The sequence below is a fragment of the Soonwooa sp. T0.1_25 genome (assembly GCF_057652215.1).
On record NZ_JBYFBZ010000001.1, the window covers coordinates 523,560 to 548,603 of the forward strand.

The following is a 25,044-nucleotide window of genomic DNA, read 5'->3' on the forward strand; positions in this document are numbered from 1 at the left end:
TCGGGTCGGTCTTCGCACAGTCGCTGTTTTTTTGAAAAAAAAACGAGCTCCGACAATGCGCTTCGCCCTCACGCAAATGACGGGTAATTATTCCTGGATTCTTAAAAACTCTTTTGCAAGTTCTATCATTTTTGGATCGCCCGTGTATTTTCCTTTTTCGTCAGACAGTTTTACAGTCGGTATCCATTCTTTATTGGGCGCTTGTACACCGATTAATTTCATAACGATGTTCATAGGTTTTAGGCCGACATCGTTGGTAAGGTTGGTGCCAATCCCAAATGAAATTCCGATTTTTCCACGACAAGCTTTTGTAATTTCGTCCACTTTTTCGAGGTTAAGCCCATCCGAAAAAATAATGTATTTGAAAAGCGGATTAATGCCCAAAGATTGATAATGCGCGATGGTTTTCTCAGCAAATTCTATTGGATCACCGCTGTCATGACGCACGCCATCAAAGAGTTTTGAAAACTTTTTGTCAAACTGCTGGAAGAACACATCGGTTGTATAAGTGTCGGACAATGCAACACCCAAATCACCACGATAAACGTCAATCCAATGTTCTAAGGCTAAAGAATTTGCCATTTTGAAACCGAATTCAGCCGCGTGGAACATAAACCATTCGTGGGCGTGGGTACCGATTGGTTTTACATTAAATTTCATGGCGAAATGCACATTCGATGTTCCAATGAAAGTTGAGTTTTCGTCTTGCAAAAGTGCTTCCATTACCAAATTGTGAACGTGATAAGAATGTCTTCTTCGTGTCCCAAATTCGGCGAAAGAAACGCCAAGGTCAGTCAAATGCTTTCCTTTTTCGACGGTTTTGTCGATGACTTCTTGGTTGGACTGTCTTTCGAAATGGTTCATCTCATAATGTAATTCGCTGATCAATGCTAGAATAGGAACTTCCCAAAGTATTGTACGGTACCAATAACCTTCGACGCTGACTTTAACGTCGCTGCCATTTTGTTCGATTTTGACTTCGCTAGGATCGTATTGATAACCTTCTAAAAAGTCCAGATAGGGAAGACTAAGATACGGACAAGTCTTGCGGAGATAGGCTTTTTCTTCTTTGGTAAGTTTTAGGTTTGCCATGTCGTCAACGGCTTTGCGAAGTTCATCGGCAAAGTTATCTGGGAAGTTATGTTGACCTCGGTTGATGAATTCGTATTTGACGATTTCGTTGGTGAAGAGTTTTACGACGGCATTTTGCATCGTTATTTTGTAGAAATCGTTATCTAGGATTGATTTTAGTCTTACATGTTGCATAAAAGCTTGTTTTATACAAATCTACTGAATTATCATTTTCTGTGTTATAAGTTTTAGTCAAAAGAATGTGGAATCTTCAATAATTAGCCCCGATGGAAGCGGCATCCTTTGGGTTGGCGTGAGGCGGCGGAGCGTAGCGGAGCCGTCCGAGCGCCAAACCTAAAGATACAGCGGACAGCGGGTGTAAAAGACAAAAGCATGACAAATTGCCATGCTCCTGAAAAATTTTATTATCGTAGTTTCAAATTATTGTTTGATAAATTTGAAGTTTTTAATGCCGTTTTCGTTTTTGATGTTCAACATATAAACGCCTGAGGGAAGTCGCGAAACATTGATCCTTGTTGCTGTCGTCGACATAACTTGTTTGCCACTAAGGTCGTAGATAAGGATTTTTTCGATGCTTTTGTTGGTTGCAAGTATGTTGATGAAATCTGTTGTTGGATTTGGGAAGATCTTAATCGATCTTGATGGATCTTCAACGCCCAATTTATCTGTTAATTTGATAGGTTCACGGAAAAGTGATAATTGCATAAGATTGTTGCCGATCTTTTTGTAAGTGAAAGCTTCGACAGTGTAAGTCGCATAATCTTCGGATTTGACCTCGTTAAAGAAAAGATTTTCGGTTTCGATGTTCATGTTTTCGTCCAAGTTTTTGAACCATGTAAAACTGTAATCTGTTCCGCTTAAAGATTGATAAAGACTTGCGGGCTCACCAATTACACCCAATACTTCTGCAGGCCCGTCATAACGTTGTGGCGAGTAATAAAAACTATCATAATTGAAGTTAGGATTTGCAAATTGTGCTTCTACAGCCTGCTTTGAAAATCTATTGTTGCTAACATCTGCAATTGCGGGTATATTAGCTGGGATTTCGCCTTCCAAATGATTGTCACGAAGTGATAACATTAAAAGACTTGGAATGTTAAGAAGTTCTGTAGGAAAGCTACCACGAAGATCGTTGTCGTCTATAGATAGCTGTTGAAGATTTTTAAGTTGTGATAAATTTGATAATCCTGATTTAATATTATTTTGATTCAGGTTAAGATTAAGAAGGTTGGGAAGCGTCGTAATCTTACTAGGAATTTGCTCTAGCTTGTTATCTGCGATGTTTAATTGTTCTAGGCTTAGCGCATTACCAAGGTTAGAATAATTAGAAATATTGTTATGGCTGAGGTCTAGTTTTAACAGTTTAATAAGTGTTGCAACTTCAGCCGGAATGGTATTAAGCTGGTTATTAGACAAGTTAAGTTCTTGTAACAAAGTGAGGCTTGCTAAACTACCGAAACCTGATGTTAATTGGTTGTTGCTAAGGTCAAGTTGTTGCAAATTAGAAAATGTAGAAATCTTCGCAGGGATTTCTGTTAGCTGCATCTGAGAAATATTCAGGGATTTTAATTTGCTGAAATTCTGTAGACTGGCGTTAAGGTCAGATACTTCGAAATTGTTACCACCAATACTTAAATCTTCAAGGTTTGTCAAACCTGATATTCTAGTACTGGGATCGCCTGATAATCTATTATTAGAAATGTCTAAAACCGTTAACGATGCTAGACTAGAAAGGCTGGGTGCAACTTCACCATTTAGTTCATTATTTCCTAAGTCTAATTTTTGAAGTTTTGTAAACAAAGCCAAGTTAGATGGGAAAACACCTTTTAAAGCATTGTTGTTGAGTGAAATTTGGACAACATCACCATTTTTGACAGTAATACCAAACCATGTTCTAGGATCTTTTGATAGGTCCCAAGTTCGATTCCAATTTTGTCCATTGGTATTGTCGTATAAGCTTACTAAAGCATTTCTTTGTGCGTTAGAAATGCTCCATTGTGCCCATATAAAATTGGAAATCAGTATAAAAAGTAGAGTTTTTTTCAAAAGCTAAATGTTTTTTGCAAATATATATTTAAAATGTATTAGTTGATTTATTTTTTTTGTAATGTAATTTTATTAAAATTGCTGATTTTTGACAAAATCAAGCTTATAATGCATTATTCTTATTTTTCTTGAAATTTTATTAATATTGCGACTTGTAGAAGCATTTATTAGATTATGAATAAATATATTATTCTTGCAATAATAGTAGTTCTTGTCAACTTTGGACAAAGCTTTTTGTTACCAACAGGTGGTGTATATGCAGATAGTTTGTCTTATTTTGAAATTGCAAGCGATCTTCCCAAGCCTGTCACCAATTTGTTTCCATTAGGTTATCCGGCGTTTTTAAGAGTTTTTTTTGAGGTTTTTAGAGATTATTTCTGGGCATACAAGTTTTTGAGTGTCAGTATGATCATTGTTGTCTTTGTATTTTCTTATGTGAAGAAATTTTTCTTCCGAGAAACTGTGCTTTTATTTATGGGAAAAACTTTGTTATTCGTTTTTTCAATTGCAATTTCTGAAGGACCGTTTCTATTCTTAATGTATTTTATGATGTACTTTTTGTACAAGATTCTATGCACAGATTCATCCTCAATAAAGGATATTCTTGCAGCATCATTTTTAATGATCTTGATGTTTGCGACAAGATATTCTGGAATTTATTTTTATTTAGGAATTGGATTCTTCAGTATTTTTATGTTTTTTAGACCTCAGGAAAGAAAACGTTTCAAGATGATGTTTTTGTTTCTGGTTATTGCTGGAGTCGGCATAGGAGGTTATCTAGCGTTTAATTATTTTTCTTTTGGAAGTTTCACCGGAGAAAATCTTAGAGGTCAACCGCATGCAATTTTAAAAATGAATGTTCTGCGAGATGCTCTTGGGACTGTTAACTCTATTAATCCTTACATAGGATTGAAGCCTTCGTCTAATAGTTTTATTAGTATAGCTTTTCAGTTTTTATTAATGTTAGTTGATCTTGCGATCTTTGTGTACTTTCTTAAATACTTTAAAAAAGCGAAAGCTAGTGCTGAGTCTAATTTTCATCAGTTGCTTTGGATAATTGCGGGAGTTTATGCAGTTTGTCTTTTTTGCTCTGGCCTAGTGCAGCAGATCGAAGAAATGAACACAAGAATGCAAGCTGCAGTTAATGTATGTTTGTTTTTCTCTTTTCTAATTATTTATTTAAAAATTAATACATCTGACAAAATTATATTTAGGCTGTCTTTGTTCTTTTTCTGTTTTGGTGTTTTGTATACATTAAAACGTCCTGAGTTTTATTTTGATAATCGAAAAGAGATTGAACCTCAAATGTCAAAATTTAATTCAAAAAAGTATATGTTTAATGATGAGCGAGATGAAAACGATATGACAACTTACACCCTACCATTGATTAACAAGACTTTCCAATACAGGCATACCAATGGGCAAGCTGGTGACACAAAGCAGTCGATTGCAGGTACTATAAACCCTAAAATTAAATGGCTGAAATATGACACCGTTACTGATAAATCAAAAGTCCTTTACACATCAGAAATAAAATTGAATCACAATAAAAAACAACAAAAAACGGATGAACAATAATTCATCCGTTTTTTGTTTACTTAATCTTTTCAATAGCTTTTCTAACTCGGAAGTTATCTGGTTGGTTTGTCGTGCACTCTTGTACATCTTCGGGCGACTTATCTTTTATAAAATCATTGTAATCCTTACAATTTTTAAAAATGTTGAATTCTTGATTCGCTGAATCCCAAACGATACCTTTATACGCATTCATGGCGGTCATATTACTGTAAGGGTCAGTGGTAATTGTGCCGCTTTTTGGGCTTGTTATTGCTGCGCCTAGAGGAGAGTTTAAAGCTAGACCTTTTGCCCAAACATTTCCAATGTTAATTTCGGAGTAGTAGTAATTGTTTCCTCCTATTGTTGCACGCGCAAAAGAGTTAGGATTGTCGCTGTCTTGTGCTCTGTCGTTTTTATTTCGGTTTTTGATATCAAGAATAGCTTTAATATTAAAATAAAGAATACCATTTTGTACAACCGCAAAGACGTTTTTCAATTTTGATTCTTTTTCATCAAAGAAAATACATATTTGATCAGCGTCTTCCAATACAGGTTTTTCAAAACCATAAAGTCCACGCTTTGACAAATGTTTCTTTTGAGATGGCGCTTTGTCAATAAATTCTTGCTTGGTGACATAGATGCCTTCTGGTAACATTGGACGATAGAGTCCATCATCAACCACTTTTTTAACAGAAGGATCAAGCGGTTTCTCGTTGGTAATATTGGTGAAAATTTCTGTGTTTTCTTCAGTTGGTTCTAAAGATTTTATCGAGTTTTCATAAAGATCTTCCATTTGCTTATTGCTAGCATTTAGGAAGCTTGCTTTACCATTTTTATCCCATTTAATATCTTTTGTAGCTATTTTTTCATTAGTTACAGTTGTGATAATACCTGTTTTGATGTCTTTGTTTATTTGAGCAAAACCAAAACCAGCTATAAGAAAACTTGTAAGTAAGTAGATTTTTTTCATCATTAAATTTTAGAATTAATTATCGCAAAAGTATCTATTGTGAGTGATGTAAACAAATGATTTATAATCAGAAAGAATATTAATTTTTTGTGTAAGCTATTGTAAATTAAAAAAATATCATTACTTTTGCACCCTGAATTATAAAATAAAAGCAATTAAATGCCTACTATTCAACAATTAGTAAGAAAAGGAAGAGCCACGCTTGCCAAGAAGAGCAAATCGGCTGCCCTTGATTCTTGTCCACAAAGACGCGGTGTATGTACGAGAGTATATACAACTACACCTAAGAAACCAAACTCTGCACTTAGAAAAGTTGCAAGGGTAAGACTTTCTAACGGTAAAGAAGTCAACGCTTATATCCCGGGCGAAGGACATAATCTTCAAGAGCACTCGATAGTATTGGTAAGAGGCGGAAGGGTGAAAGACCTACCGGGAGTACGTTACCACATCGTAAGAGGTGCGTTAGACACTGCAGGTGTTAACGGAAGAACACAGAGAAGATCGAAGTATGGTGCTAAGAGACCAAAACCAGGTCAGGCAGCAGCTGCTCCAGCTAAAGGAAAGAAAAAATAATCATTAAATAAGGTACAAGACAATGAGAAAGACAAAAGCTAAAAAAAGACCGTTGTTACCAGATCCGAAGTTTAATGATCAATTGGTAACAAGATTTGTAAACAACCTTATGTTAGACGGGAAGAAGTCTATCGCATTCAAGATTTTCTATGATGCGTTAGATATCGTTGAAAACAAAAAAGGTGACAACGAGAAAACTTCTCTAGAAATCTGGAAAGATGCATTAACTAACGTTATGCCTCATGTAGAAGTAAGATCTAGAAGAGTTGGAGGTGCTAACTTCCAAATTCCTATGCCAATCAGAGCTGATAGAAAAATTTCTATGGCTATGAAATGGTTAATTAAGTACTCTAAAGCAAGAAATGATAAGTCAATGGCTCAGAAATTAGCTGCTGAAGTTATCGCTGCTGCTAAAGAAGAAGGTGCTGCATATAAAAAGAAAACAGATACTCACAAAATGGCAGAAGCTAACAAAGCTTTCTCTCACTTTAAATTCTAATTAAGACAATGAGTAGAGATCTTAAATTAACTAGAAATATTGGTATTGCTGCGCACATTGATGCTGGTAAGACTACAACAACTGAACGTATCTTATTTTATTCAGGTAAAAATCACAAGATTGGGGAAACTCACGAAGGTGGTTCTACAACTGACTGGATGGAGCAAGAAGCAGAAAGAGGTATCACTATTACTTCTGCAGCTGTAACTGTTGATTGGAAATTCCCAACAGAGCAAGGTAAGCCACTTCCAGATGCTAAAGATTACCATTTTAACGTAATCGATACACCGGGACACGTTGACTTTACTGTTGAGGTTAACCGTTCATTAAGAGTGTTAGATGGTTTAGTGTTCTTATTTTCTGCTGTTGATGGTGTTGAGCCACAATCAGAAACTAACTGGAGACTAGCTGACAATTACAAAGTTCCTAGAATGGGATTTGTAAACAAAATGGACCGTCAAGGTGCAGACTTCCTTAATGTTTGTAACCAAGTTAAAACAATGTTAGGTTCTAATGCAGTGCCTATCGTTTTACCAATTGGTGAAGAAGCAGACTTTAAAGGTGTTGTAGACTTAGTTAAAAATAGAGCTATCGTTTGGCATGATGATAACTATGGTTCTACTTTCGACATCGTTGACATTCCTGAATCAATGTTAGACGAAGTTAAGCAATTCAGAGGTCAATTGATCGAAGAGATTGCAGCTTATGACGAAAACCTTCTTGAGAAGTTTATGGAAGACGAAAACTCTATTACAGAGGAGGAAATCCATACAGCTTTAAGAGCAGCAACTTTGGATATGTCCATCATTCCAATGACTTGTGGGTCTTCATTCAAAAATAAAGGTGTACAGTTTATGTTAGATGCTGTTTGTCGTTATTTACCATCTCCGATGGATAAAGAAGCGATCCACGGTACTAACCCTAAGACTGATGAGCCTATTAGCAGAAAACCATCTGTTAATGATCCATTCGCAGCCTTAGCATTCAAAATTGCTACTGACCCATTCGTAGGTCGTTTAGCATTCTTTAGAGCTTACTCTGGTAGATTAGATGCTGGTTCTTATATTCTTAACACAAGATCTGGTAACAGAGAAAGAATCTCTCGTATCTTCCAAATGCACGCTAATAAGCAAGAGCCTATCGAATTTATCGAGGCTGGTGATATTGGTGCTGCTGTAGGATTTAAAGATATTAAAACAGGTGATACATTATGTGATGAAAAGAGCCCTATCGTTCTTGAATCTATGGTTTTCCCAGATCCAGTAATTGGTATCGCAGTTGAGCCTAAAACTAAGGCTGACCAAGATAAAATGGGTAACGCTTTGGCCAAATTGGCTGAAGAAGATCCAACTTTCACGGTTAAAACTGACGAGGCTTCTGGACAAACGATCATCTCTGGTATGGGTGAGCTTCACTTAGATATCATCGTAGACCGTATGAGAAGAGAGTTCAAGGTTGAAGTTAACCAAGGACAACCTCAAGTAGAGTACAAAGAAGCTTTAACAGTTACAGCTAACCACAGAGAAGTTTACAAAAAACAATCAGGTGGTAGAGGTAAGTTCGCAGATATCGTATTCGAAATTGGTCCTGCAGACGAAGGTAAAACAGGTCTTGAATTCGTTAACGAAATTAAAGGTGGTAACATTCCTAAGGAATTTATCCCTTCAGTAGAGAAAGGTTTCAAAGAAGCAATGAAAAATGGTCCATTAGCAGGATTCGAAGTTGACTCAATGAAAGTTACTCTTAAGGACGGTTCATTCCACGCGGTTGACTCTGATCAATTATCTTTCGAATTAGCTGCTAAGTTAGGTTTCAAATCTGTTGGTAAAGCTGCTAAAGCTGTTATCATGGAGCCAATCATGAAACTTGAAGTAGTAACTCCAGAAGAATATATGGGAGATATCGTTGGTGACCTTAACAGAAGAAGAGGTACAGTTAACGGTATGGATGACAGAAATAACGCTAAAGTTATCAAAGCATTCGTTCCACTTTCAGAAATGTTTGGTTATGTAACATCATTAAGAACATTATCTTCTGGTAGAGCATCGTCTTCTATGGAATTCGAAAGATACGAAGCTGCTCCTAATAACGTTGCTGAAGACGTAATCGCTAAAGCTAAAGGTTAATTTTAAATTAGATTAAAATGTCACAAAGAATCAGAATAAAACTTAAGTCTTACGATTACAATTTAGTAGACAAATCTGCTGAGAAAATCGTAAAAACGGTTAAAGCAACTGGTGCTGTAGTTAACGGTCCAATCCCTTTACCAACTAACAAAAGAATCTTCACTGTGTTGAGATCTCCGCACGTTAACAAGAAAGCAAGAGAACAATTCCAATTATCAGCTCACAAGAGATTGATGGATATCTACTCTTCTTCTTCTAAAACTGTAGACGCTCTTATGAAGTTAGAACTTCCTTCAGGTGTTGATGTAGAAATTAAAGTGTGATACTAGCATACTTTGCTATGATTATAGAATCCCTTTCCATTATTTGGAAAGGGATTTTTTTTATGCTTGTTCGTGACAAAAATCATTCATCAGCGTTTATTTAGAATTAATAAAAATAATAGATTTGTAAAAAATAAATACATGAACAAATTAGTATCTGTTTCTATCCTTATTCTTGCTGGTGCTTTCGCTAACGCACAACAAGTTAAGAAGGACACTCTAAAGAAAGAAACTGAAATAGAAGAAGTTGAACTTTTTGGTTTGAAAAATAGACAACCAGAAGGATTAGAAGTGATTACGAGACTACCACTTAAGACTAGAGAGCAAATACAAAGTATCTCTGTTATTTCACACAAAGTAATTGAGAATCTAGGAGGATTAACAATTACAGAGGTAGCCAAAAATATTCCTGGAGTAACCCAGTTTGGGAGCTACGGAGGAACAAGAGAGAGTATGTCTATTAGAGGATATCGTGGAGTTCCTGTTCTTAAAAATGGAGTGATGATGGATTCTGACTTCAGAACCGGAGCGATGCTAACAGATATGCAAGGTGTTGAAAGTATTCAGGTTATTAAAGGTTCTGCTGCAGTTACGCAAGGTATTGGAGACGGACTTGGAGCAGCTGGAGGAGTTATCAATGTGGTAACAAAGCGACCTCAATTTATTAACAAAGGAAATGTCGGATTTAGATATGGAAGTTGGGATTTTTATAGACCAACATTAGATATTCAACGTGTATTAGATTCTAAAGGGCAACTAGCATTTAGATTTAATGCCGCTTATCAGAATAATAATTCATTCAGAGATTATGTATCTACAGACAGAATTTATGTAAATCCATCTTTTGCTATTAGACCAGATGATAAAACGGAAATTATTGTTGAAATGGATTATATGCACAACAATACTACACCAGATAGAGGAACGGTTAATTTGGCAACAGGAGATATTAACGCATTGTATGAAATGCCAAAAGGAAAATTCCTTGGTTTCTCATCAGATAATGTAAAAACTAATAGTTTTAACTTTTCAACTGCTGCTACTAGAAAATTGACCGACAAGTTGAAATTAAGAGCAGCTTACATGAGTTCGTCATACCACTCTGATAATATTGGAGCTTCTTTGTCTCCAGTTGATTCGAAAAATCCAAATGAACTAAGAAATCGTACTATCGGCCGAAGTGGCAAAGAAGATATTAACAAAGTTTTACAGTTGGATTTAATTGGTCAAGATGTGCAAACAGGATTCTTGAAGCATACTTTTCAATTAGGATTTGATTGGAAAGAAACAGATGTAACAAGTACTGCATATGATGCTAAGAAATCAGATGGAACAATAATAAAAAATGTTGATCAAATTAATGTACTTACCGATATTAATAACCAATTACCTTATGATATAACTTGGAGTGCCAAGACACCAATCAATACGCTGGCAAGTACGTTTGGATTTATGGCTCATGATGTTATTACAGTTAATAAATATGTGAAAGCTCATTTGGGTATTCGATATAGCCATCTAAATGCTGCGAAAGAAGGAATGAAGAATGAAGCTTGGAATCCTTCTTTTGGATTAATGTTCTTCCCTATAGAGAACCTCAATGTATTTGGATCGTATACAACAACAACCGCTTTGAGAAGCTCTATGAATCCATTATTCGGAGGAGGAACCGTTGGAGCATCAACAACAGAACAATGGGAAGCAGGGATTAAATCGGACTGGCTAAATGAAAAACTTAGGTTTAATGTAACTTTGTTCGATATTAAGACGGATAATCTTTCTTATGCTATTAATAATGAAGCTGGTCAATCAACAGGTTTATACGGATTGGCTGGAGAGTTGAAAAGAAAAGGAGTGGAAGTAGAGTTAATTGGTAGAATTCTTCCAAATCTTCAAGTTATGACAGGTTGGGCATATCTTGATGCACAATACCAAAATAGTCCATCTTATGTTAACGGATCAGCACCTATGAATTCTCCAAAGCATACAGCTAATGTATGGTTGAATTATAAATTCAATCAAGGTATTTTAAATAGATTAGATGTTGGAGCCGGAATATATTATGTAGGACAAAGACCTGTAGATGAATGGACACAAAAAACTATTAATACATTACATGTTAATAGCGTAACTCCTGGTTTAAAACCATTTATGATGAAAGAGTATACTACAGTGGATGCGCAGGTTGGTTATGCACTTAAAAATGGAGTGGGTGTTCGTGTTTTCTTTAATAATATTTTTGATGCTGTTGGTTACAATTCGTATTTCAGAGGAGGTTACATTGACCAAATTCAGCCTCGAAACTTTGCAGTACAACTTAACTACAAATTCTAAAAACACTTTTTCATTTTTCAATTTAATATTTCTTTGACAAGAGGCGACCTCAAAATTTTGAGGCCGCTTTTTTAATTTTGAAAATCATATCAAAAATTAAATTTTATTCTATATGTTATAAGAGTACAATTTAATTCATAAAATGTATTTAGTTCTTAAAATTTAATTAAATATTATTAATGTTATGCGCGTTTTTGTTGTTGAAGTAATATATTTGCGCCCTAACTTTTTATTTTTATGAAATTAATAATTACAACTTTTGCTTTGGCGCTATCAGTTCCTATGCTACATGCACAATGGACAAAAGTAACGCCTAGCAGTATTGAACTTAAAAACAGCAATCTTAATAATGCAAGTTTTTATAAAGTTGACATCAAGCAAATACAAACGCAGTTACTATCAGCTTCCAAAGTTGGAGCAGGACAAACGGTTAATGTGTATGTCCCAACAACTTCTGGAAAGATAGAACGTTTCGCAGTAAATAGCTTTCCCGTAATGGACGAAGCTTTAGCGAAACGATATAATCTAGGTTCGTATGTGGGCGTTGGAATTGACGATCCTACTAAAACAATTCGTTTTAGTGTTGCGCCCAATGATTTCCAAGCTACAATTATGGGTGGTGACAGATACGAGTTTATCAGTCCAACGAGTTTAGATAAAACTTACTATGCTATTAGTGAAAAATCTAATAAAAATGGACATTCTTTTATTTGTAGTACTAAAGAAAATCCAGAATCTGTAGCACGTTTGCAAAAACTAAAAGATGAGGCGGCTACTGCAAGTAAATCCAGTAATAAAACCTCCCACACCCTTCGTTTGGCAATGTCTGTAACTGGTGAATATACAAGTTATTTTGGAGGTAAGGCAAATGCTTTAGCACAAATTAATGCGACTCTTACACGTGTTAATGCTGTGTTTGAGCAAGAATTTAACCTTCATGTTAATGCTATTGATGCTCCAGCTTTAATTTTTGAATCTGCATCAAGCGATCCTTATAGTTCATCATCACAAATGTGTAAATGGAATTATGAATTAATGAATGTTTTGCACGGCGGACAATATGGTGTAACTGATGCTAGTTTTGACATTGGCCACTTATTTGGTGCTACTGGCGGCGGCGGTAACGCTGGTTGTATTGGTTGTATAGGTAGTAACGATGTGTCTTATACAGCGGTTTCAGCTAGCGATCCAGATGGTTGTGGTTATGCATTTAATTCTCCTAACAATTATAAAGGTAGTGGCATTACGTCTCCAGGCGATGACAAACCATTTGGTGATAGTTTTGATATCGATTATGTTGCTCACGAGATGGGACACCAGTTGGGAGATAGCCATACATATAGTTTCTACGAACAATATTTAAATACAGAAGTTGAACCTGGTTCAGGATCTACAATTATGGGTTATGCTGGTATTACTGGGTCAACAACAGATGTACAAGCACATTCTGATCCATATTTCCATTCAATAAGTATTGATCAAGTGCAGACAGTATTATCTGGCAATGTTAGTGTGAAAACGCCCATTACTAACGGGACGCCAGTTGTTACTGCGATGCCTACAACTTATACTATTCCAAAATCTACAGCTTTTGTGTTAACGGCTCAAGCAACAGATCCAGATGGTGATGCTTTAACTTATTCTTGGGAAGAAATGAATCCTAGTAAGTTGGCAAACGGTGTTACAAAATCAAATATTGGTAACACAACAAGTGGTGCAAGCTTTAGATCATGGATGCCATCTACTAGCCCAACTCGATATTTTCCAAAATTGGCAACTGTGTTAGCGGGTAATCTCAAAAATACTTTGGACTTCGAAGCGGTGTCAACCGTTGCAAAAACTTCTAATTTCCGCGTTACAGTTAGAGATAACAAACCAGCTGGTCAAGCGCAAACTGCCTATGCAACACAAAAAATTGTTGTTGGATCTGCTGCAGCTTTCACTGTAAACGCACCAACTGGTAGTGCTGGTAGTCCTATTAATTTAACTTGGGTTGTTTCGGGGACAAATGCTTCACCATATAATGTTACTAATGTCAAAGTTGATTATACTGCTGATAATGGTGCGACTTGGGTGACGCTTTTGGAGACAACTCCTAATAACGGAGCCGCTTCTGTAACTTTCCCAGCGGAGTTAGCTAACAAAACAGTTATCGTAAGAGTTTCTGCAATTAATAATGTGTTCTACGCAGTTAAGAAGTTTACTTTAGGAGCTCTTGCAACTTCTGAAGTTAACAAAACTGCTGTTAAACTTTATCCAAATCCAGTTGTTGATGTTGTACATTTCTCTAATGTGAAATCTACAGTTGTTTACGAGATCTTCAATGCTGCTGGTCAACTTGTGATGAAGGGTGAATCTAAAGATGCACAGATTAACGTTTCTAAATTGCTTAAAGGTCTTTACCTTATTAAAACCAATATTAACGGCGAATCATCATCTACCAAATTTGAGAAGAATTAATTTCTTTATTAAATAGAATAAAAAAAGAGATGGAATTTTCCATCTCTTTTTTGTTATTTATTGGCGTACTTCAAAGTATTTATAATCTTCTTCTGCGCTTGGTTCTTTTTCAAAACTTAACTTCGCTACATTGTCGACTTTGTATTTGTATTTAATGGTGTCGCCAGATTGTATGTTGGCTTCGTAATAAAATCCATTCTCTGTCCACCAAGTTCCAGAAGTTTGATAGCGTTGGGCACGACCTTGGATTTTTGTTGCATTATCTGCGACAAATTTTCCATCCGCGGCTCTGGTTATTGTGCGAGACCTCGTGATTGATGCATTGTCAAATGCCATAGACCATTTTCCAATTAATTGACTATCATGGTTTTTGCTATCACCAGTATTGGATTTTGATGCGTTACAATTTAATAATGTCAAAAGACCAAAACCTAAAAGAAGAGTTTTCATATTTACTTAGTGGTATAATATTTAAAATAAAGACATCTACTTTGCAAATCTTTGAAGGACTGCGTATCCGCATAGTTTTGTTTTAACTGTGCAAAGTAAGTTCGGTATTTGTCATTTTTAGTTTTGTCAATTTGCGCATCAAAAGCTTTACGTTTTTGTTCATAGTTAGGATCGTCCCAAGATAAATTATTTTCTTGTTTAGACTCCCACTGATAATATTTTCCTTGCTCCGCACTTGCCATTTGGAACAAGATTCTTGCTTTTTGGTCTTTGTCAGTTGTTTGATCCAAAGCTTTTTTGTAATAATTAATTGACAAATCAAAATTCTCAGGTTTTATGTAACTCGTGTACGAATAGTTTTTGTAGTAATATTTGTATGGTGTGTCGATTTTCCAAAAATCATATTTGTTCCAACCAGCATTGTTGAGATCCATCACAAAAAGTTCCCGATAATAACCCAAAATAGAAGAGTTGTACAACATATTTCCGATCAACTGATTGGCTTGTGCTGCCTTCGGACCGGTTCCCGCTCCAATTTTTTGAAGTTCCATCGCGGTATTTGCTAATTCCAATTTGTTCATATCTGCTCCGATCATTGGGAAATCCGATACAAAACTTTCAGCTTTCATACTTTCGGTTTCAGCGCTTCCAAAACTCTCCCATACATTATGACCAAAAACTAATGGTGATATATTATTAAAACCATTATAAATACTAGGATCTGTCGGCGTCTTGTTATCATTAGTATTATTGTACATACTTAAATCATTTAAACCTCCAAAATCTTTTATTTTAGAATAGTAATCTTTCGCCTTAGTGAAATTGGCATTTCGCATTTCTTGATCACCATAGATTAAATTGAAAAACGCATCAGGATTTCCTTTGATGTCAATATTTTTAGAAACAACTTCTTTTTCGAAAGCGGTTTTGTTGTCTTTGTTAATAAATGATTGTAGCTTTTTCGCCAAATCTGCGTTTGGACTGTATTGTAAAGACGATAACGAATTGTTCATCAAATAAGCTTTTCCATCTTCACCTTGCAAAAAGTAACGATTTGCTAAAATATCAACCAAAAATTGTGAAGTTGATGGCGGCGAATAATCGTAATATTCTGTACTGTCACTTGCTTTTTTCTCAGGTTTAATGAAATACTCTTTGTATTCGGTCATTAATTTGTTTTCGAAATCCGCATCAATTTTCGGTTGCGAAACGATAGCATTTAGCGCTTTCATTTTTTTGATTTCTTGAAGATATTCTGGATTGTTAGTTTTAATATCGTTCAAAATATCATTACTCGCATCGTAATCTTTTTTCAAAAACTTAAGATAAGCAGAGGCAATTTTCCAAAATTCGTCGTTGGATTTGTCTTTTGTTTTATCAATAAATTTATCAAAATCATCGATGTAGTTGAGGACTTTGTTGTTGTCATCCCAAAGATTATCCTTTGCTGAGAAAAACGGAATTCTATTAGGATTATTGAGATAAGATTTGTCGCTTAAGTTTGCGCCTCTTTCTGTTGAATCGTCAGAACTTCCACCAAATAAGTTTTTGAAAAAGCTGACAATTCTCGACCAGAAGCTCGGTTTCTCAACTTTTTGTTCAGTGGTTGTAGTTGATTTTGTTGTATTTTTTTCATTTGAATTTCCACTTGTTGTCGCTTCTCCTTGGTTGTTAACCTCGTCAGAATTGTACATAATCGGAAGATAGCTTCGCTCCAACTCGTTGATGCTTCGTGCTGCAAGAACTTTCAAGATTTCTGAATTTGGATCGATGTCATACATTTTTTCCATCGCAGGAATCGGGTTGCTGTAATCTCGATAAGCTAACAGAAAAGTCGCCATATTCTTCTCTTCCGGTGATTGTGCGCGCGCCATCAGATCTTTGAAAGACGTACTATCCGACAATTGCATCGATGTGAAAGCCGATTCTTTTCTCGCTTTTGAAAACGAAAATACTTTAAAGAAATTCCAATTCGCGTCCTGACCTTTTCCCAAACCACGTAATGCGCCCGCCATTTGATCCAAAGCTAAATAATAAGGCGCTGACTTTAGATTAAGAGGTTCAACATATTTTTTGAAAGCGTCAACGGCTTGTTGATAATTCTGGGTATAATGATTAAATCTTACTATTTGATAAGCATAACGTAGCTTTATTTCAGGATTTTTTGCTGCATTATAAAGGTTGGTTAATGCGGTCATGGTATTGTTAAAATCCAAATTACTCGCATTAACAGAGGCCGTTTGCTCCGAAAAATAATAGTTGTCTGGATTTCCCACAAATTTGATTTGCATATAAGGCTCCATATATTTTGCTTGTAACAAATAATCAATGGCTTCCTTATTTTGGGTATAAAAATTCGGTCCTAACTTTTTTAAAAATGTATTGTTAGTCTTTCCTTTTTTAAACTCATTAAGATCATAATAAGAAACTTTATTCACTAGATATTCGGTCTCGGCATAATTGTATTTATTTCCGAAAAATTTCTGCCAAGCTTCGATATTTTCATCATGAACATGGACTTCATCACCATAGAATTTGGAAGAATAACTTAACAAAAACGGCAGGTAAGATTTGTCTTTAATAATGCTCTGCGTGAAGAGATTAAAATATTCGTAATCTGGATCGTACCAAGCACAAGCTTGTGTCTGTTGATTGAGCGCAAAGAGAAGAAGCGCACTGATACCTATTTTTTTCATAATTTATTTCAGGATGTTTTTATAATGTTGTGTAAACTGGCTATCTAGATGATAATAAACAATTTGGTAAGGATATTTTAGCTTGTTGTCGATAAAGTTAATACTTTCTTCAATATCCGATTCGGGGATTTCTTCAACTTTTATGTCGAAACCTTTGTTAAGATACATCCCAAAATAGAAGTCATCTTTTAAAACTTTATAGTTGTTTTCGCCAACTTTTTCAAAATTTGAATTTTCTAAATCGGAAGTTTTTACGGCATTAATGAGTTTGTGTTTTCCTAAATGATTGGTCACAATCGCCCATGAATAGATTGGAAGAGCAATGTCAAGTTTCACAGGATAATCTTCGATGTTACTGAGGTAAGATCTTAAAAGTTTTAAATCTAAAATCGAATTTTTATCTGATTTTTCTAAAGGTGAAGATGTCGAATAACACATCAAATACATTTTTTTAACTGGCGGAACGCCCATCGTTTTTTTATCTCTAACCTGATGCAATCGCAAAGTTGATGTAATGTCGCGCTTCGAAATGCGTTGAAGTTCTTTCAAAAACAGAAAATAATCGTCCTTTGTTCCTTTTGTCCAATCGCTGTCAATTTGGATTTCGTTAGCCAAATCAAAATTCATTTTTTTTGAAATCTCATTAACTTGATCAAAGGTTTTTTGTGCTAAAAGCGTGACGTCTTGTTTTGAAATTTTGTACCAAGTTTCGTTGGTGATGAATACAACAGGAACTATTATTTTATTGATTTTAGAAGTGTCTTTCCTTTTTAAAATACCAACAGCTTCATAATTGTTTCCACTTTTTTGTATATCAAAGAAACGAGTGTAAAGATTTTCTACTTTCGATTGGTTGAGAAGTTTAGATTCTTCTTGATTTAAACCAAATGTGCTTCTCCAATAATAAAAACCATAGTCATGATCTATGTTTTTGTTACACGACCATAATAGTAATAGTAAAAAAAGGTATAATAGTTTTTTCATGGTTTAAAAACTTATGTCGAATTTATTGATTTTTTTTCACAGACATCAATTTAACATAATAAAATATTTTATGTTTTTTAATTAAAAGCTTGCATAGTTTTAGTTTTAGTTTTAGTTTTAGTTTTAGTTTTGAGCTGATTAACAAACTAAAATTTCACAAAATGAAAAAATTATTATTAGTTGCAGCTATAGGTGTTGCAGGAATTATGAGTGCAAATACAATTGCAGTGGATAGCAATAATATAGAATATGCCGCGCAAAATATTGAAACAAATACGAAAATTTATGATTGTTTACTTATTCAATATGATTGTGGTTCTATGGGAATAGCGTGCGGAAATAATATGGCAGAAATTATTGAAATGGCTTGGAATGGATATGATTTTATGTGTAATGACTAACAGTATTAGTATAATTTAAAATCGAGGCGGAGATATCCGTCTTTTTTATTATGAGATATTTATTTTTTTTTCTGTTGCCTTTAATAATGTTTGGACAAAATAATGACAAGCAAGAATTTCAGTATAAGTTTGAGTATAGATTAAATTATTCTCCAGATTCCACTAATGTGGTAAATAAAAAGACCGAGGATTTTAGTCTATTTGTTGTGGGGGATAAATCATTTTTTGCGAGCAATAATTATTTTGCTAAAGATTCAATATTGCAATCCGTAAAAATTGCAAACAATATGAATATTTCAAATATTCCTAATACAAGATTTAAATATATTATTATATCTGATAATGATAAAATTGAGTATTGCGAAACCCTACTTAAATATAAATTTACATATTCTGAGCAACCAGAATTGGATTGGAAGCTTACGGGTAAGAAAGAGAAAATAGGCAATTTTAATTGCCTTCAAGCAATAGCAAATTATGGAGGGCGTACATGGGAAGCGTGGTTTACTCCTGATATACCCATTAGTAAAGGACCATATAAATTTGGAAAATTACCTGGCCTTATTGTTAAAATTGGTGATTCAAAGAAACATTATGAATTTAATTTGATTAGCGTTAGTAAAAATGTTAATTATGGAAATGGACTTATGGATGAGAAAAATTTAAAATTATATAAAAAAATTTCAAAAACAGAGTATTCAAAGGTAATTAAAGATATTAATGATAATATTATAGGTGAACTTTCTTCATCAGGTCTTACTGTTATGCCAGAAAGTATTGATAAGGTTAAATCAAATGTTAAAAAAAGAAACAACCCTATAGAATTAAAGTAGTAAATCTTTTCATTATTCAACTTCTTTTCCACGACTTGCTTCCAAAATCCTGAACCAATCTTCGGTGTTTAGCTTTATATCAAAAGCTTTGTTGTAATTCTTAATTCGATTAATATTGGTTGTTCCAACAATTGGGAGGATTTTTGAAGGATGCTTTAGTAGAAATGACAACAGTATCAAATCTTCTTCCACATTATGTTTTTCTGCTAAATTTTTTATTATTTCTGTTAAATTTTTATTTCTGTCGCTGAAATAATTTCCCATGACAGACCAAGCTTGTGGACGAATATTTTTAGACATCATTTGATCCAAACTTCCGTCAAAAAACGCTTTTGGTTCTGTTGCAGAAATCTCAATTTGGTTGGTTTCCAATTTTACAAACTGGTTAAGAAGTTCAAATTGAGTGGTCGAAAAATTACTAACGCCAAAGGATTTTACTTTTCCATCATTTTTAAGTTTTTGAAAAGCTTCTGCGACAACTTCTGGATTAAGAAGTGGCGATGGACGATGCAATAATAACATATCTAGATAATCCGTGTGAAGATTCTTTAAGCTTTGTTCGACAGATTTTATGATGTAATCAAAATCGTAATGATAATGCTTTATGTTAGTTTCATTTTTAAGAACGATTCCGCATTTAGAAATTAGTTGAATTTGTGTTCGATCCAGTTTCATATCTTCCAAAGCTGAACCAAAAAGAGCTTCAGTTGTATAATCACCATAAATATCAGCGTGGTCAAATGATGTAAAACCTTCTTCTATACAAGTTACGATAAGTTGACTAGTTTGGTTTTTGTTGAGATTGCTGCCCCAAATTCCCCAACGCATACAACCAATGATAAGCCGTGAAAACATAAATTTCCTTTTTTACGAAGTTACAGAAGTCTTGATGTTTTTGCATTAAGATTTTGCTAAATTAGCTCCAAATATTACAAATTAACCTTATGAAATCACATAATTTTTTTGAAGCTTTTGCTAACTGGGCTACCAATTTTACTGGAAGTTCTATAGCTTTTTTGGGTGCCTTGTTGGTTGTTGTTATTTGGGTAGTCACTGGTCCGTTTTTTCATTATTCCGATACGTGGCAATTAGTTATTAATACTGGGACAACCATCGTTACTTTTCTTATGGTTTTTTTAATACAAAAGTCGCAGAATAAAGATTCGAAGGCACTTCAAATTAAACTTAATGAATTAATTGCTGCAAGCAAACAAGCTAGTAATCGCATGGTCGATATTGAGGATTTGATAGAAAAGGAGTTAGATCAATTACATCAATATTTTGCTAAGCTTGCTGAATTGGCAAAGAAAGAAGCAGACATTCATAAGTCATATTCGATCGATGCGGCGGTTAAAAAGCACAAGGAAAAAGTAGATAGTATTTAATTTTGACATTCATTCTTATTTCGATTGACTTCTTAACATATCAAACTGTATTAAACCATTAAATAAAAGATTTCCTCTTTAATTAAATTACTTTTGCCTTAATGTTTGTCGAGATATTTTGTAATATTAATTTTGGAACTTCTATTAATTACTCATTTATTGACTCAAATTCAGCAGTGTGTTTTTCTGTAAATTTTTGTCAGATTTTCATTTTATAACAAATTTTCGCAAAATAGATCTAGGTTTCTAGATTATAATTTTTGTGGCACATTTTTTTCTAAAATCAGCTAACTGTCAAAAAATCAAATATTTTCTTAAATTTTTTTTGGAGTTTATTAAAATATTCATACATTTGCACACTCATTTTAGGGAAGAAGTCTGCCTATTTCAAACATAGTACATGACAAAAACCGCTAAAGTGTTGAGAATTAATAATAATATATATTAAATAATGTCAGGTATTATTGGTAAAAAAATCGGTATGACATCTTTGTTTAACGAAGAAGGGAAAAACATTCCTTGTACAGTTATCCAAGCTGGTCCATGCTCGGTTTTACAGGTCAGAACCATTGAAAACGACGGTTACAAAGCTGTTCAGTTAGGTTTCGATGACAAGAGTGAGAAGAACGTTGGTAAAGCGTTAGCTGGTCATTTTAAAAAGGCTGGTTCAACTCCTAAAGCTAAGTTGGTAGAATTCTACAGAGAATTTGTTGACGAAGTAAAAGTAGGAGACGAAGTTAAAGTTGACTTATTCGCAGAGGGTGAATTTGTTGATGTTACAGGAACTTCAAAAGGTAAAGGTTTCCAAGGTGTTGTTAAAAGACACAACTTTGGAGGTGTAATGCAAGCAACTCATGGTCAGCACAACAGACTTAGAGCTCCAGGTTCTATCGGTGCTGGATCAGACCCTTCAAGAGTATTCAAGGGTATGAGAATGGCTGGAAGAATGGGAGGTAAGCAGGTGACTGTACAAAACCTTCAGGTGTTGAAAGTAGATGGAGAGCAAAATCTTTTAGTAGTAAAAGGTGCTATTCCGGGAGCTAAAAATTCTTATGTAATTATCAGAAAATGGAACTAGTAGTATTAAATACATCAGGAAAAGAAACCGGAAGAAAAGTAAGTCTAGACGAAACAATCTTCGGAATAGAGCCTAATCAGCATGCGGTTTACTTAGAAGTGAAACAATATCTTGCTGCTCAGCGTCAAGGTACTCATAAATCAAAAGAAAGAAGCGAAATTACAGCTTCTACAAGAAAGCTTAAAAAGCAAAAAGGTTCAGGATCTGCGAGATATGGTGATATCAAGTCGCCAACTTTCAAAGGTGGGGGTAGAGTTTTTGGTCCAAAACCAAGAGATTACCGTTTCAAATTGAACAAAGCGCTTAAGAGATTAGCTAAAAAATCTGTATTGTCTCAAAAAATGAGAGATAACTCAATCAAAGTTTTAGAAGCGTTCAACTTCGATACGCCTAAAACCAAAGAGTTTATCAACATTAACAATGCATTAGGTTTTGAAGGAAAAAAATCTCTTTACATTTTAGCAGAAGCTAACAAGAATGTATATCTATCTTCAAGAAACTTACCTAAGACTAAAGTAATGACTTATAACGAGATCAGTTCTTATGACTTAGTTAACGCAGGAGAGATTGTATTCTTAGAAGGTGCAGTAGAAAAATTTCAAGAAAACTTAAAGAAATAATAAATCATGTCAGTTATTATTAAACCAATTATCTCAGAAAAAGCTAACTATCTTACAGATTTGAGAGGTGACTATTCTTTCTTAGTAAATACTAAAGCGAATAAAATCCAAATCAAATTGGCTGTAGAAGCAGCTTACGGTGTAAAAGTAGCAGACGTTAGAACCATGATTTATGCGCCTAAAGTTTCTTCTAAATACACGAAAAAAGGATTACAAGTTGGTAAAACCAACAAATTAAAGAAAGCAGTTGTTAGATTAGCTGCTGGAGAAGTAATCGACATTTTTGCAACGAATTAATTATAATTATAAATAATAGTAATGTCTGTTAGAAAATTAAAACCTATCACCCCGGGACAGAGATTCAGAGTTGTTAATAACTTTGAAGAAATTACTACCAACAAGCCAGAGAAATCTCTAACAGTTGGTATTAGTAAGTCAGGTGGACGTAACCAAACTGGTAAAATGACCATGCGTTACACCGGAGGTGGACACAAAAAGAAATACAGAATTATCGACTTCAAACGTAACAAAGCTAACGTTGAAGCAACAGTTAAGACTGTAGAGTACGATCCAAACAGAACTGCTTTCATCGCTCTATTAGAGTATGCAGACGGAGAGAAGAGATATATCATCGCTCCTAACGGTATCAAAGTAGATCAAAAAGTAGTTTCAGGAGAAAGCGTTGAACCTAACGTAGGTAACGCAATGAAACTTAAGAATATCCCTCTAGGTACAGTTATCTCTTGTATCGAGCTTAAGCCAGGTCAAGGAGCAATCCTTGCAAGATCTGCAGGTTCATCAGCACAGTTGACTTCTAGAGACGGTAAATATGCAATCATCAAATTGCCTTCAGGAGAATCTAGAATGATCCTTACAGAATGTATGGCAATGATCGGTTCTGTATCTAACTCTGACCACCAACTTACTGTATCTGGTAAAGCAGGTAGAAGCAGATGGTTAGGTAGAAGACCAAGAACAAGAGCGGTTGTAATGAACCCAGTTGATCACCCAATGGGTGGTGGTGAAGGACGTTCTTCAGGAGGTCACCCAAGATCTAGAAACGGTAAGCCAGCTAAAGGTTACAAGACTAGAAAGAAAAACAAAGTGTCTAACCGTTACATCGTATCTAAAAGAAAATAATTATGGCAAGATCACTTAAGAAAGGACCTTTCATTCATCATACATTAGAGAAGAAAGTACAAGCAAATATCGAGTCTAACAAAAAGACTGTCATCAAAACATGGTCTAGAGCATCTATGATTTCTCCAGACATGGTAGGTCAAACTATCGCAGTACATAACGGTAAAACTTTTGTTCCTGTTTATGTTACTGAAAACATGGTTGGACACAAGTTAGGTGAATTTTCTCCGACAAGATCTTTTAGAGGTCACGGTGGTAACAAAAATAAAGGTAGCAGATAATCATGGGAAAAAGAAAGCAAGATAGCGCAATAGCAAGAAAGGCAGCTAACCTAGATGTGGTAAAAGCTCGTCTTAACGACTGTCCTTCTTCTCCAAGAAAAATGAGATTAGTTGCTGATATCATCAGAGGAGAACAAGTAGACAAAGCTCTTTATATCCTAAAATATTCTAAGAAAGATGCTTCTAACAAGTTAGAAAAATTGCTTCTTTCTGCTATGGCCAACTGGCAAGCAAAAAACGAAGGTGCTGACATCGAGGAAGCTAACCTTATCGTTAAAGAAATTTTTGTGGATAGTGCAAGACAATTGAAGAGACTAAGACCTGCACCACAAGGTAGAGGTTACAGAATCAGAAAAAGATCTAACCACGTTACGTTAATCTTAGGTAATAAAGAAAACTAATTCAAGGTATGGGACAGAAGACAAATCCAATTGGTAACAGATTAGGTATCATCAGAGGATGGGATTCTAACTGGTTTGGTGGTAAAAACTACGGTGATAGAATCGCTGAAGACTACAAAATCAGAAGATACCTTGAAGCAAGATTATCTAAAGGTGGAATTTCAAGAATCTTTATCGAAAGAACACTTAAGCTAGTTACTGTAACTATCACAACAGCTAGACCAGGTCTTATCATCGGTAAAGGTGGTCAAGAAGTTGACAAACTAAAAGAAGAACTTAAAAAGTTAACTGGAAAAGATATCCAGATTAACATCTTCGAAATTAAAAGACCAGAACTAGACGCTGTACTAGTAGCAGATAGCATTGCAAAACAAATCGAAAACCGTATCTCTTACAGAAGAGCAGTTAAGATGGCAATGGCATCTACAATGAGAATGGGTGCAGAAGGTATCAAAGTTCAAATCTCTGGTAGATTGAACGGTGCTGAAATGGCAAGATCAGAGTCTTTCAAAGAAGGAAGAATCCCTTTGTCAACTTTCAGAGCAGATATCGACTATCACATCGGAGAAGCACTTACTCAATACGGTAAGCTTGGTGTGAAAGTATGGATCATGAAAGGTGAAGTTTATGGTAAAAGAGATCTTTCGCCACTAGTAGGACAACCTAAAAAAGGTGGACCATCTAGAGGTGACAGAGATAACAACAGAAGACCTTCAAGAGATAAAAAATAATTAAAAATTTTAGGCTATTAAATTTTAAATTACCGTTACTTTTTTAAAATCCAACATCTAAAAT

General features: G+C 34.8%; 24 protein-coding genes. 17 read left to right on the top strand and 7 right to left on the bottom strand.

The window, feature by feature from the left end; all coding sequences use genetic code 11:
• Nucleotides 1-87: 87 nt before the first annotated feature.
• On the bottom strand, nucleotides 88-1,266 hold the full coding sequence (gene pncB, locus AC23MB_RS02470; protein WP_313026669.1) for a nicotinate phosphoribosyltransferase: 1,179 nt from the start codon (nucleotides 1,264-1,266) through the stop codon (nucleotides 88-90).
• A gap of 246 nt (nucleotides 1,267-1,512) precedes the next feature.
• A complete protein-coding gene (locus AC23MB_RS02475; protein ID WP_487786451.1) occupies nucleotides 1,513-3,138 on the bottom strand; it encodes a leucine-rich repeat domain-containing protein in 1,626 nt (541 codons plus the stop codon).
• 174 nt (nucleotides 3,139-3,312) lie between these two features.
• Here AC23MB_RS02475 and AC23MB_RS02480 point away from each other — a divergent pair, with 174 nt between their 5' ends.
• Complete coding sequence (locus AC23MB_RS02480) at nucleotides 3,313-4,716, top strand: glycosyltransferase family protein (RefSeq protein ID WP_312322879.1); 1,404 nt, start codon at nucleotides 3,313-3,315, stop codon at nucleotides 4,714-4,716.
• 16 nt (nucleotides 4,717-4,732) lie between these two features.
• Here the strand turns inward: AC23MB_RS02480 and AC23MB_RS02485 are convergent, their stop codons facing one another.
• Nucleotides 4,733-5,665, bottom strand: coding sequence for a hypothetical protein (locus AC23MB_RS02485; RefSeq protein ID WP_487786452.1), 933 nt, complete (start codon nucleotides 5,663-5,665; stop codon nucleotides 4,733-4,735).
• Between the two features lie 159 nt (nucleotides 5,666-5,824).
• Between AC23MB_RS02485 and rpsL the strand changes: the two genes are divergently transcribed.
• The 6 genes from rpsL to AC23MB_RS02515 all read left to right on the top strand — a co-directional run bounded on the left by rpsL (nucleotide 5,825) and on the right by AC23MB_RS02515 (nucleotide 13,980).
• The gene (gene rpsL / locus AC23MB_RS02490; protein WP_002983146.1) at nucleotides 5,825-6,238 is read left to right on the top strand and encodes a 30S ribosomal protein S12; all 414 of its coding nucleotides are present in this window, start codon (nucleotides 5,825-5,827) and stop codon (nucleotides 6,236-6,238) included.
• Nucleotides 6,239-6,260: 22 nt separating this feature from the next.
• Nucleotides 6,261-6,737, top strand: a complete 477-nt coding sequence (rpsG, locus tag AC23MB_RS02495; RefSeq protein WP_079667158.1) for a 30S ribosomal protein S7 — start codon at nucleotides 6,261-6,263, stop codon at nucleotides 6,735-6,737.
• A gap of 8 nt (nucleotides 6,738-6,745) precedes the next feature.
• A complete protein-coding gene (gene fusA, locus AC23MB_RS02500; protein WP_313030127.1) occupies nucleotides 6,746-8,863 on the top strand; it encodes an elongation factor G in 2,118 nt (705 codons plus the stop codon).
• A gap of 17 nt (nucleotides 8,864-8,880) precedes the next feature.
• Nucleotides 8,881-9,186, top strand: coding sequence for a 30S ribosomal protein S10 (rpsJ, locus tag AC23MB_RS02505; RefSeq protein WP_002661363.1), 306 nt, complete (start codon nucleotides 8,881-8,883; stop codon nucleotides 9,184-9,186).
• Between the two features lie 141 nt (nucleotides 9,187-9,327).
• Nucleotides 9,328-11,520 carry a TonB-dependent siderophore receptor gene (locus AC23MB_RS02510; RefSeq protein ID WP_487786453.1) on the top strand — a complete coding sequence of 731 codons (2,193 nt, stop codon included), beginning with the start codon at nucleotides 9,328-9,330 and terminating at the stop codon, nucleotides 11,518-11,520.
• A 237-nt stretch (nucleotides 11,521-11,757) separates the two neighbouring features.
• Entirely contained in the window at nucleotides 11,758-13,980 is a 2,223-nt protein-coding gene (locus AC23MB_RS02515; RefSeq protein WP_487786454.1) for a zinc-dependent metalloprotease, read from the top strand.
• A 57-nt stretch (nucleotides 13,981-14,037) separates the two neighbouring features.
• On the opposite strand, the gene AC23MB_RS02520 is transcribed toward AC23MB_RS02515, so the two are convergent.
• The 3 genes from AC23MB_RS02520 to AC23MB_RS02530 are packed head-to-tail and all read right to left on the bottom strand — an operon-like array spanning nucleotide 14,038 to nucleotide 18,110.
• Complete coding sequence (locus AC23MB_RS02520) at nucleotides 14,038-14,430, bottom strand: hypothetical protein (protein WP_312322627.1); 393 nt, start codon at nucleotides 14,428-14,430, stop codon at nucleotides 14,038-14,040.
• Nucleotides 14,431-14,432: 2 nt separating this feature from the next.
• Complete coding sequence (locus AC23MB_RS02525; RefSeq protein ID WP_487786455.1) at nucleotides 14,433-17,126, bottom strand: hypothetical protein; 2,694 nt, start codon at nucleotides 17,124-17,126, stop codon at nucleotides 14,433-14,435.
• Nucleotides 17,127-17,129: 3 nt separating this feature from the next.
• Nucleotides 17,130-18,110, bottom strand: coding sequence for a hypothetical protein (locus AC23MB_RS02530; RefSeq protein WP_487786456.1), 981 nt, complete (start codon nucleotides 18,108-18,110; stop codon nucleotides 17,130-17,132).
• A 161-nt stretch (nucleotides 18,111-18,271) separates the two neighbouring features.
• Between AC23MB_RS02530 and AC23MB_RS02535 the strand changes: the two genes are divergently transcribed.
• Together AC23MB_RS02535 and AC23MB_RS02540 are read left to right on the top strand one after the other, a co-directional pair.
• The gene (locus AC23MB_RS02535; protein WP_312322607.1) at nucleotides 18,272-18,511 is read left to right on the top strand and encodes a hypothetical protein; all 240 of its coding nucleotides are present in this window, start codon (nucleotides 18,272-18,274) and stop codon (nucleotides 18,509-18,511) included.
• Between the two features lie 50 nt (nucleotides 18,512-18,561).
• Nucleotides 18,562-19,344 (top strand): GLPGLI family protein, encoded by a 783-nt coding sequence (locus tag AC23MB_RS02540; RefSeq protein WP_312322608.1) that lies wholly within the window; start codon nucleotides 18,562-18,564, stop codon nucleotides 19,342-19,344.
• 12 nt (nucleotides 19,345-19,356) lie between these two features.
• Here the strand turns inward: AC23MB_RS02540 and AC23MB_RS02545 are convergent, their stop codons facing one another.
• A complete protein-coding gene (locus tag AC23MB_RS02545; protein WP_487786457.1) occupies nucleotides 19,357-20,199 on the bottom strand; it encodes an aldo/keto reductase in 843 nt (280 codons plus the stop codon).
• A gap of 89 nt (nucleotides 20,200-20,288) precedes the next feature.
• Here AC23MB_RS02545 and AC23MB_RS02550 point away from each other — a divergent pair, with 89 nt between their 5' ends.
• The 8 genes from AC23MB_RS02550 to rpsC all read left to right on the top strand — a co-directional run bounded on the left by AC23MB_RS02550 (nucleotide 20,289) and on the right by rpsC (nucleotide 24,980).
• The gene (locus tag AC23MB_RS02550; RefSeq protein WP_487786458.1) at nucleotides 20,289-20,729 is read left to right on the top strand and encodes a low affinity iron permease family protein; all 441 of its coding nucleotides are present in this window, start codon (nucleotides 20,289-20,291) and stop codon (nucleotides 20,727-20,729) included.
• A gap of 451 nt (nucleotides 20,730-21,180) precedes the next feature.
• A complete protein-coding gene (gene rplC, locus AC23MB_RS02555; protein ID WP_313030149.1) occupies nucleotides 21,181-21,807 on the top strand; it encodes a 50S ribosomal protein L3 in 627 nt (208 codons plus the stop codon).
• Entirely contained in the window at nucleotides 21,798-22,427 is a 630-nt protein-coding gene (rplD, locus tag AC23MB_RS02560; RefSeq protein ID WP_487786459.1) for a 50S ribosomal protein L4, read from the top strand. The genes rplC and rplD overlap by 10 nt, the downstream gene beginning before the upstream one ends.
• A 6-nt stretch (nucleotides 22,428-22,433) precedes the next feature.
• Complete coding sequence (gene rplW / locus AC23MB_RS02565) at nucleotides 22,434-22,724, top strand: 50S ribosomal protein L23 (protein WP_079667178.1); 291 nt, start codon at nucleotides 22,434-22,436, stop codon at nucleotides 22,722-22,724.
• A 21-nt stretch (nucleotides 22,725-22,745) separates the two neighbouring features.
• The gene (gene rplB, locus AC23MB_RS02570; protein WP_079667179.1) at nucleotides 22,746-23,567 is read left to right on the top strand and encodes a 50S ribosomal protein L2; all 822 of its coding nucleotides are present in this window, start codon (nucleotides 22,746-22,748) and stop codon (nucleotides 23,565-23,567) included.
• A gap of 2 nt (nucleotides 23,568-23,569) precedes the next feature.
• Nucleotides 23,570-23,848 carry a 30S ribosomal protein S19 gene (gene rpsS / locus AC23MB_RS02575; RefSeq protein ID WP_079667180.1) on the top strand — a complete coding sequence of 93 codons (279 nt, stop codon included), beginning with the start codon at nucleotides 23,570-23,572 and terminating at the stop codon, nucleotides 23,846-23,848.
• A 2-nt stretch (nucleotides 23,849-23,850) separates the two neighbouring features.
• Complete coding sequence (gene rplV, locus AC23MB_RS02580) at nucleotides 23,851-24,249, top strand: 50S ribosomal protein L22 (RefSeq protein ID WP_079667181.1); 399 nt, start codon at nucleotides 23,851-23,853, stop codon at nucleotides 24,247-24,249.
• An 8-nt stretch (nucleotides 24,250-24,257) separates the two neighbouring features.
• Nucleotides 24,258-24,980, top strand: a complete 723-nt coding sequence (gene rpsC, locus AC23MB_RS02585; protein ID WP_079667182.1) for a 30S ribosomal protein S3 — start codon at nucleotides 24,258-24,260, stop codon at nucleotides 24,978-24,980.
• Nucleotides 24,981-25,044: the final 64 nt, after the last annotated feature.

Bases quoted from the DNA above. Each gene is read 5' to 3' on its own strand.
- AC23MB_RS02515 (WP_487786454.1), top strand. From the start codon at position 11,758: ATGAAATTAATAATTACAACTTTTGCTTTGGCGCTATCAGTTCCTATG.
- rplV (WP_079667181.1), top strand. From the start codon at position 23,851: ATGGGAAAAAGAAAGCAAGATAGCGCAATAGCAAGAAAGGCAGCTAAC.
- fusA (WP_313030127.1), top strand. From the start codon at position 6,746: ATGAGTAGAGATCTTAAATTAACTAGAAATATTGGTATTGCTGCGCAC.
- AC23MB_RS02540 (WP_312322608.1), top strand. From the start codon at position 18,562: ATGAGATATTTATTTTTTTTTCTGTTGCCTTTAATAATGTTTGGACAA.
- AC23MB_RS02485 (WP_487786452.1), bottom strand. From the start codon at position 5,665: ATGAAAAAAATCTACTTACTTACAAGTTTTCTTATAGCTGGTTTTGGT.
- AC23MB_RS02480 (WP_312322879.1), top strand. From the start codon at position 3,313: ATGAATAAATATATTATTCTTGCAATAATAGTAGTTCTTGTCAACTTT.
- rpsS (WP_079667180.1), top strand. From the start codon at position 23,570: ATGGCAAGATCACTTAAGAAAGGACCTTTCATTCATCATACATTAGAG.
- rpsC (WP_079667182.1), top strand. From the start codon at position 24,258: ATGGGACAGAAGACAAATCCAATTGGTAACAGATTAGGTATCATCAGA.
- AC23MB_RS02535 (WP_312322607.1), top strand. From the start codon at position 18,272: ATGAAAAAATTATTATTAGTTGCAGCTATAGGTGTTGCAGGAATTATG.
- rpsJ (WP_002661363.1), top strand. From the start codon at position 8,881: ATGTCACAAAGAATCAGAATAAAACTTAAGTCTTACGATTACAATTTA.
- rplB (WP_079667179.1), top strand. From the start codon at position 22,746: ATGTCTGTTAGAAAATTAAAACCTATCACCCCGGGACAGAGATTCAGA.
- AC23MB_RS02520 (WP_312322627.1), bottom strand. From the start codon at position 14,430: ATGAAAACTCTTCTTTTAGGTTTTGGTCTTTTGACATTATTAAATTGT.
- rplW (WP_079667178.1), top strand. From the start codon at position 22,434: ATGTCAGTTATTATTAAACCAATTATCTCAGAAAAAGCTAACTATCTT.
- AC23MB_RS02510 (WP_487786453.1), top strand. From the start codon at position 9,328: ATGAACAAATTAGTATCTGTTTCTATCCTTATTCTTGCTGGTGCTTTC.
- pncB (WP_313026669.1), bottom strand. From the start codon at position 1,266: ATGCAACATGTAAGACTAAAATCAATCCTAGATAACGATTTCTACAAA.
- AC23MB_RS02545 (WP_487786457.1), bottom strand. From the start codon at position 20,199: ATGTTTTCACGGCTTATCATTGGTTGTATGCGTTGGGGAATTTGGGGC.
- rplD (WP_487786459.1), top strand. From the start codon at position 21,798: ATGGAACTAGTAGTATTAAATACATCAGGAAAAGAAACCGGAAGAAAA.
- rpsL (WP_002983146.1), top strand. From the start codon at position 5,825: ATGCCTACTATTCAACAATTAGTAAGAAAAGGAAGAGCCACGCTTGCC.
- AC23MB_RS02525 (WP_487786455.1), bottom strand. From the start codon at position 17,126: ATGAAAAAAATAGGTATCAGTGCGCTTCTTCTCTTTGCGCTCAATCAA.
- rpsG (WP_079667158.1), top strand. From the start codon at position 6,261: ATGAGAAAGACAAAAGCTAAAAAAAGACCGTTGTTACCAGATCCGAAG.
- AC23MB_RS02550 (WP_487786458.1), top strand. From the start codon at position 20,289: ATGAAATCACATAATTTTTTTGAAGCTTTTGCTAACTGGGCTACCAAT.
- AC23MB_RS02530 (WP_487786456.1), bottom strand. From the start codon at position 18,110: ATGAAAAAACTATTATACCTTTTTTTACTATTACTATTATGGTCGTGT.
- rplC (WP_313030149.1), top strand. From the start codon at position 21,181: ATGTCAGGTATTATTGGTAAAAAAATCGGTATGACATCTTTGTTTAAC.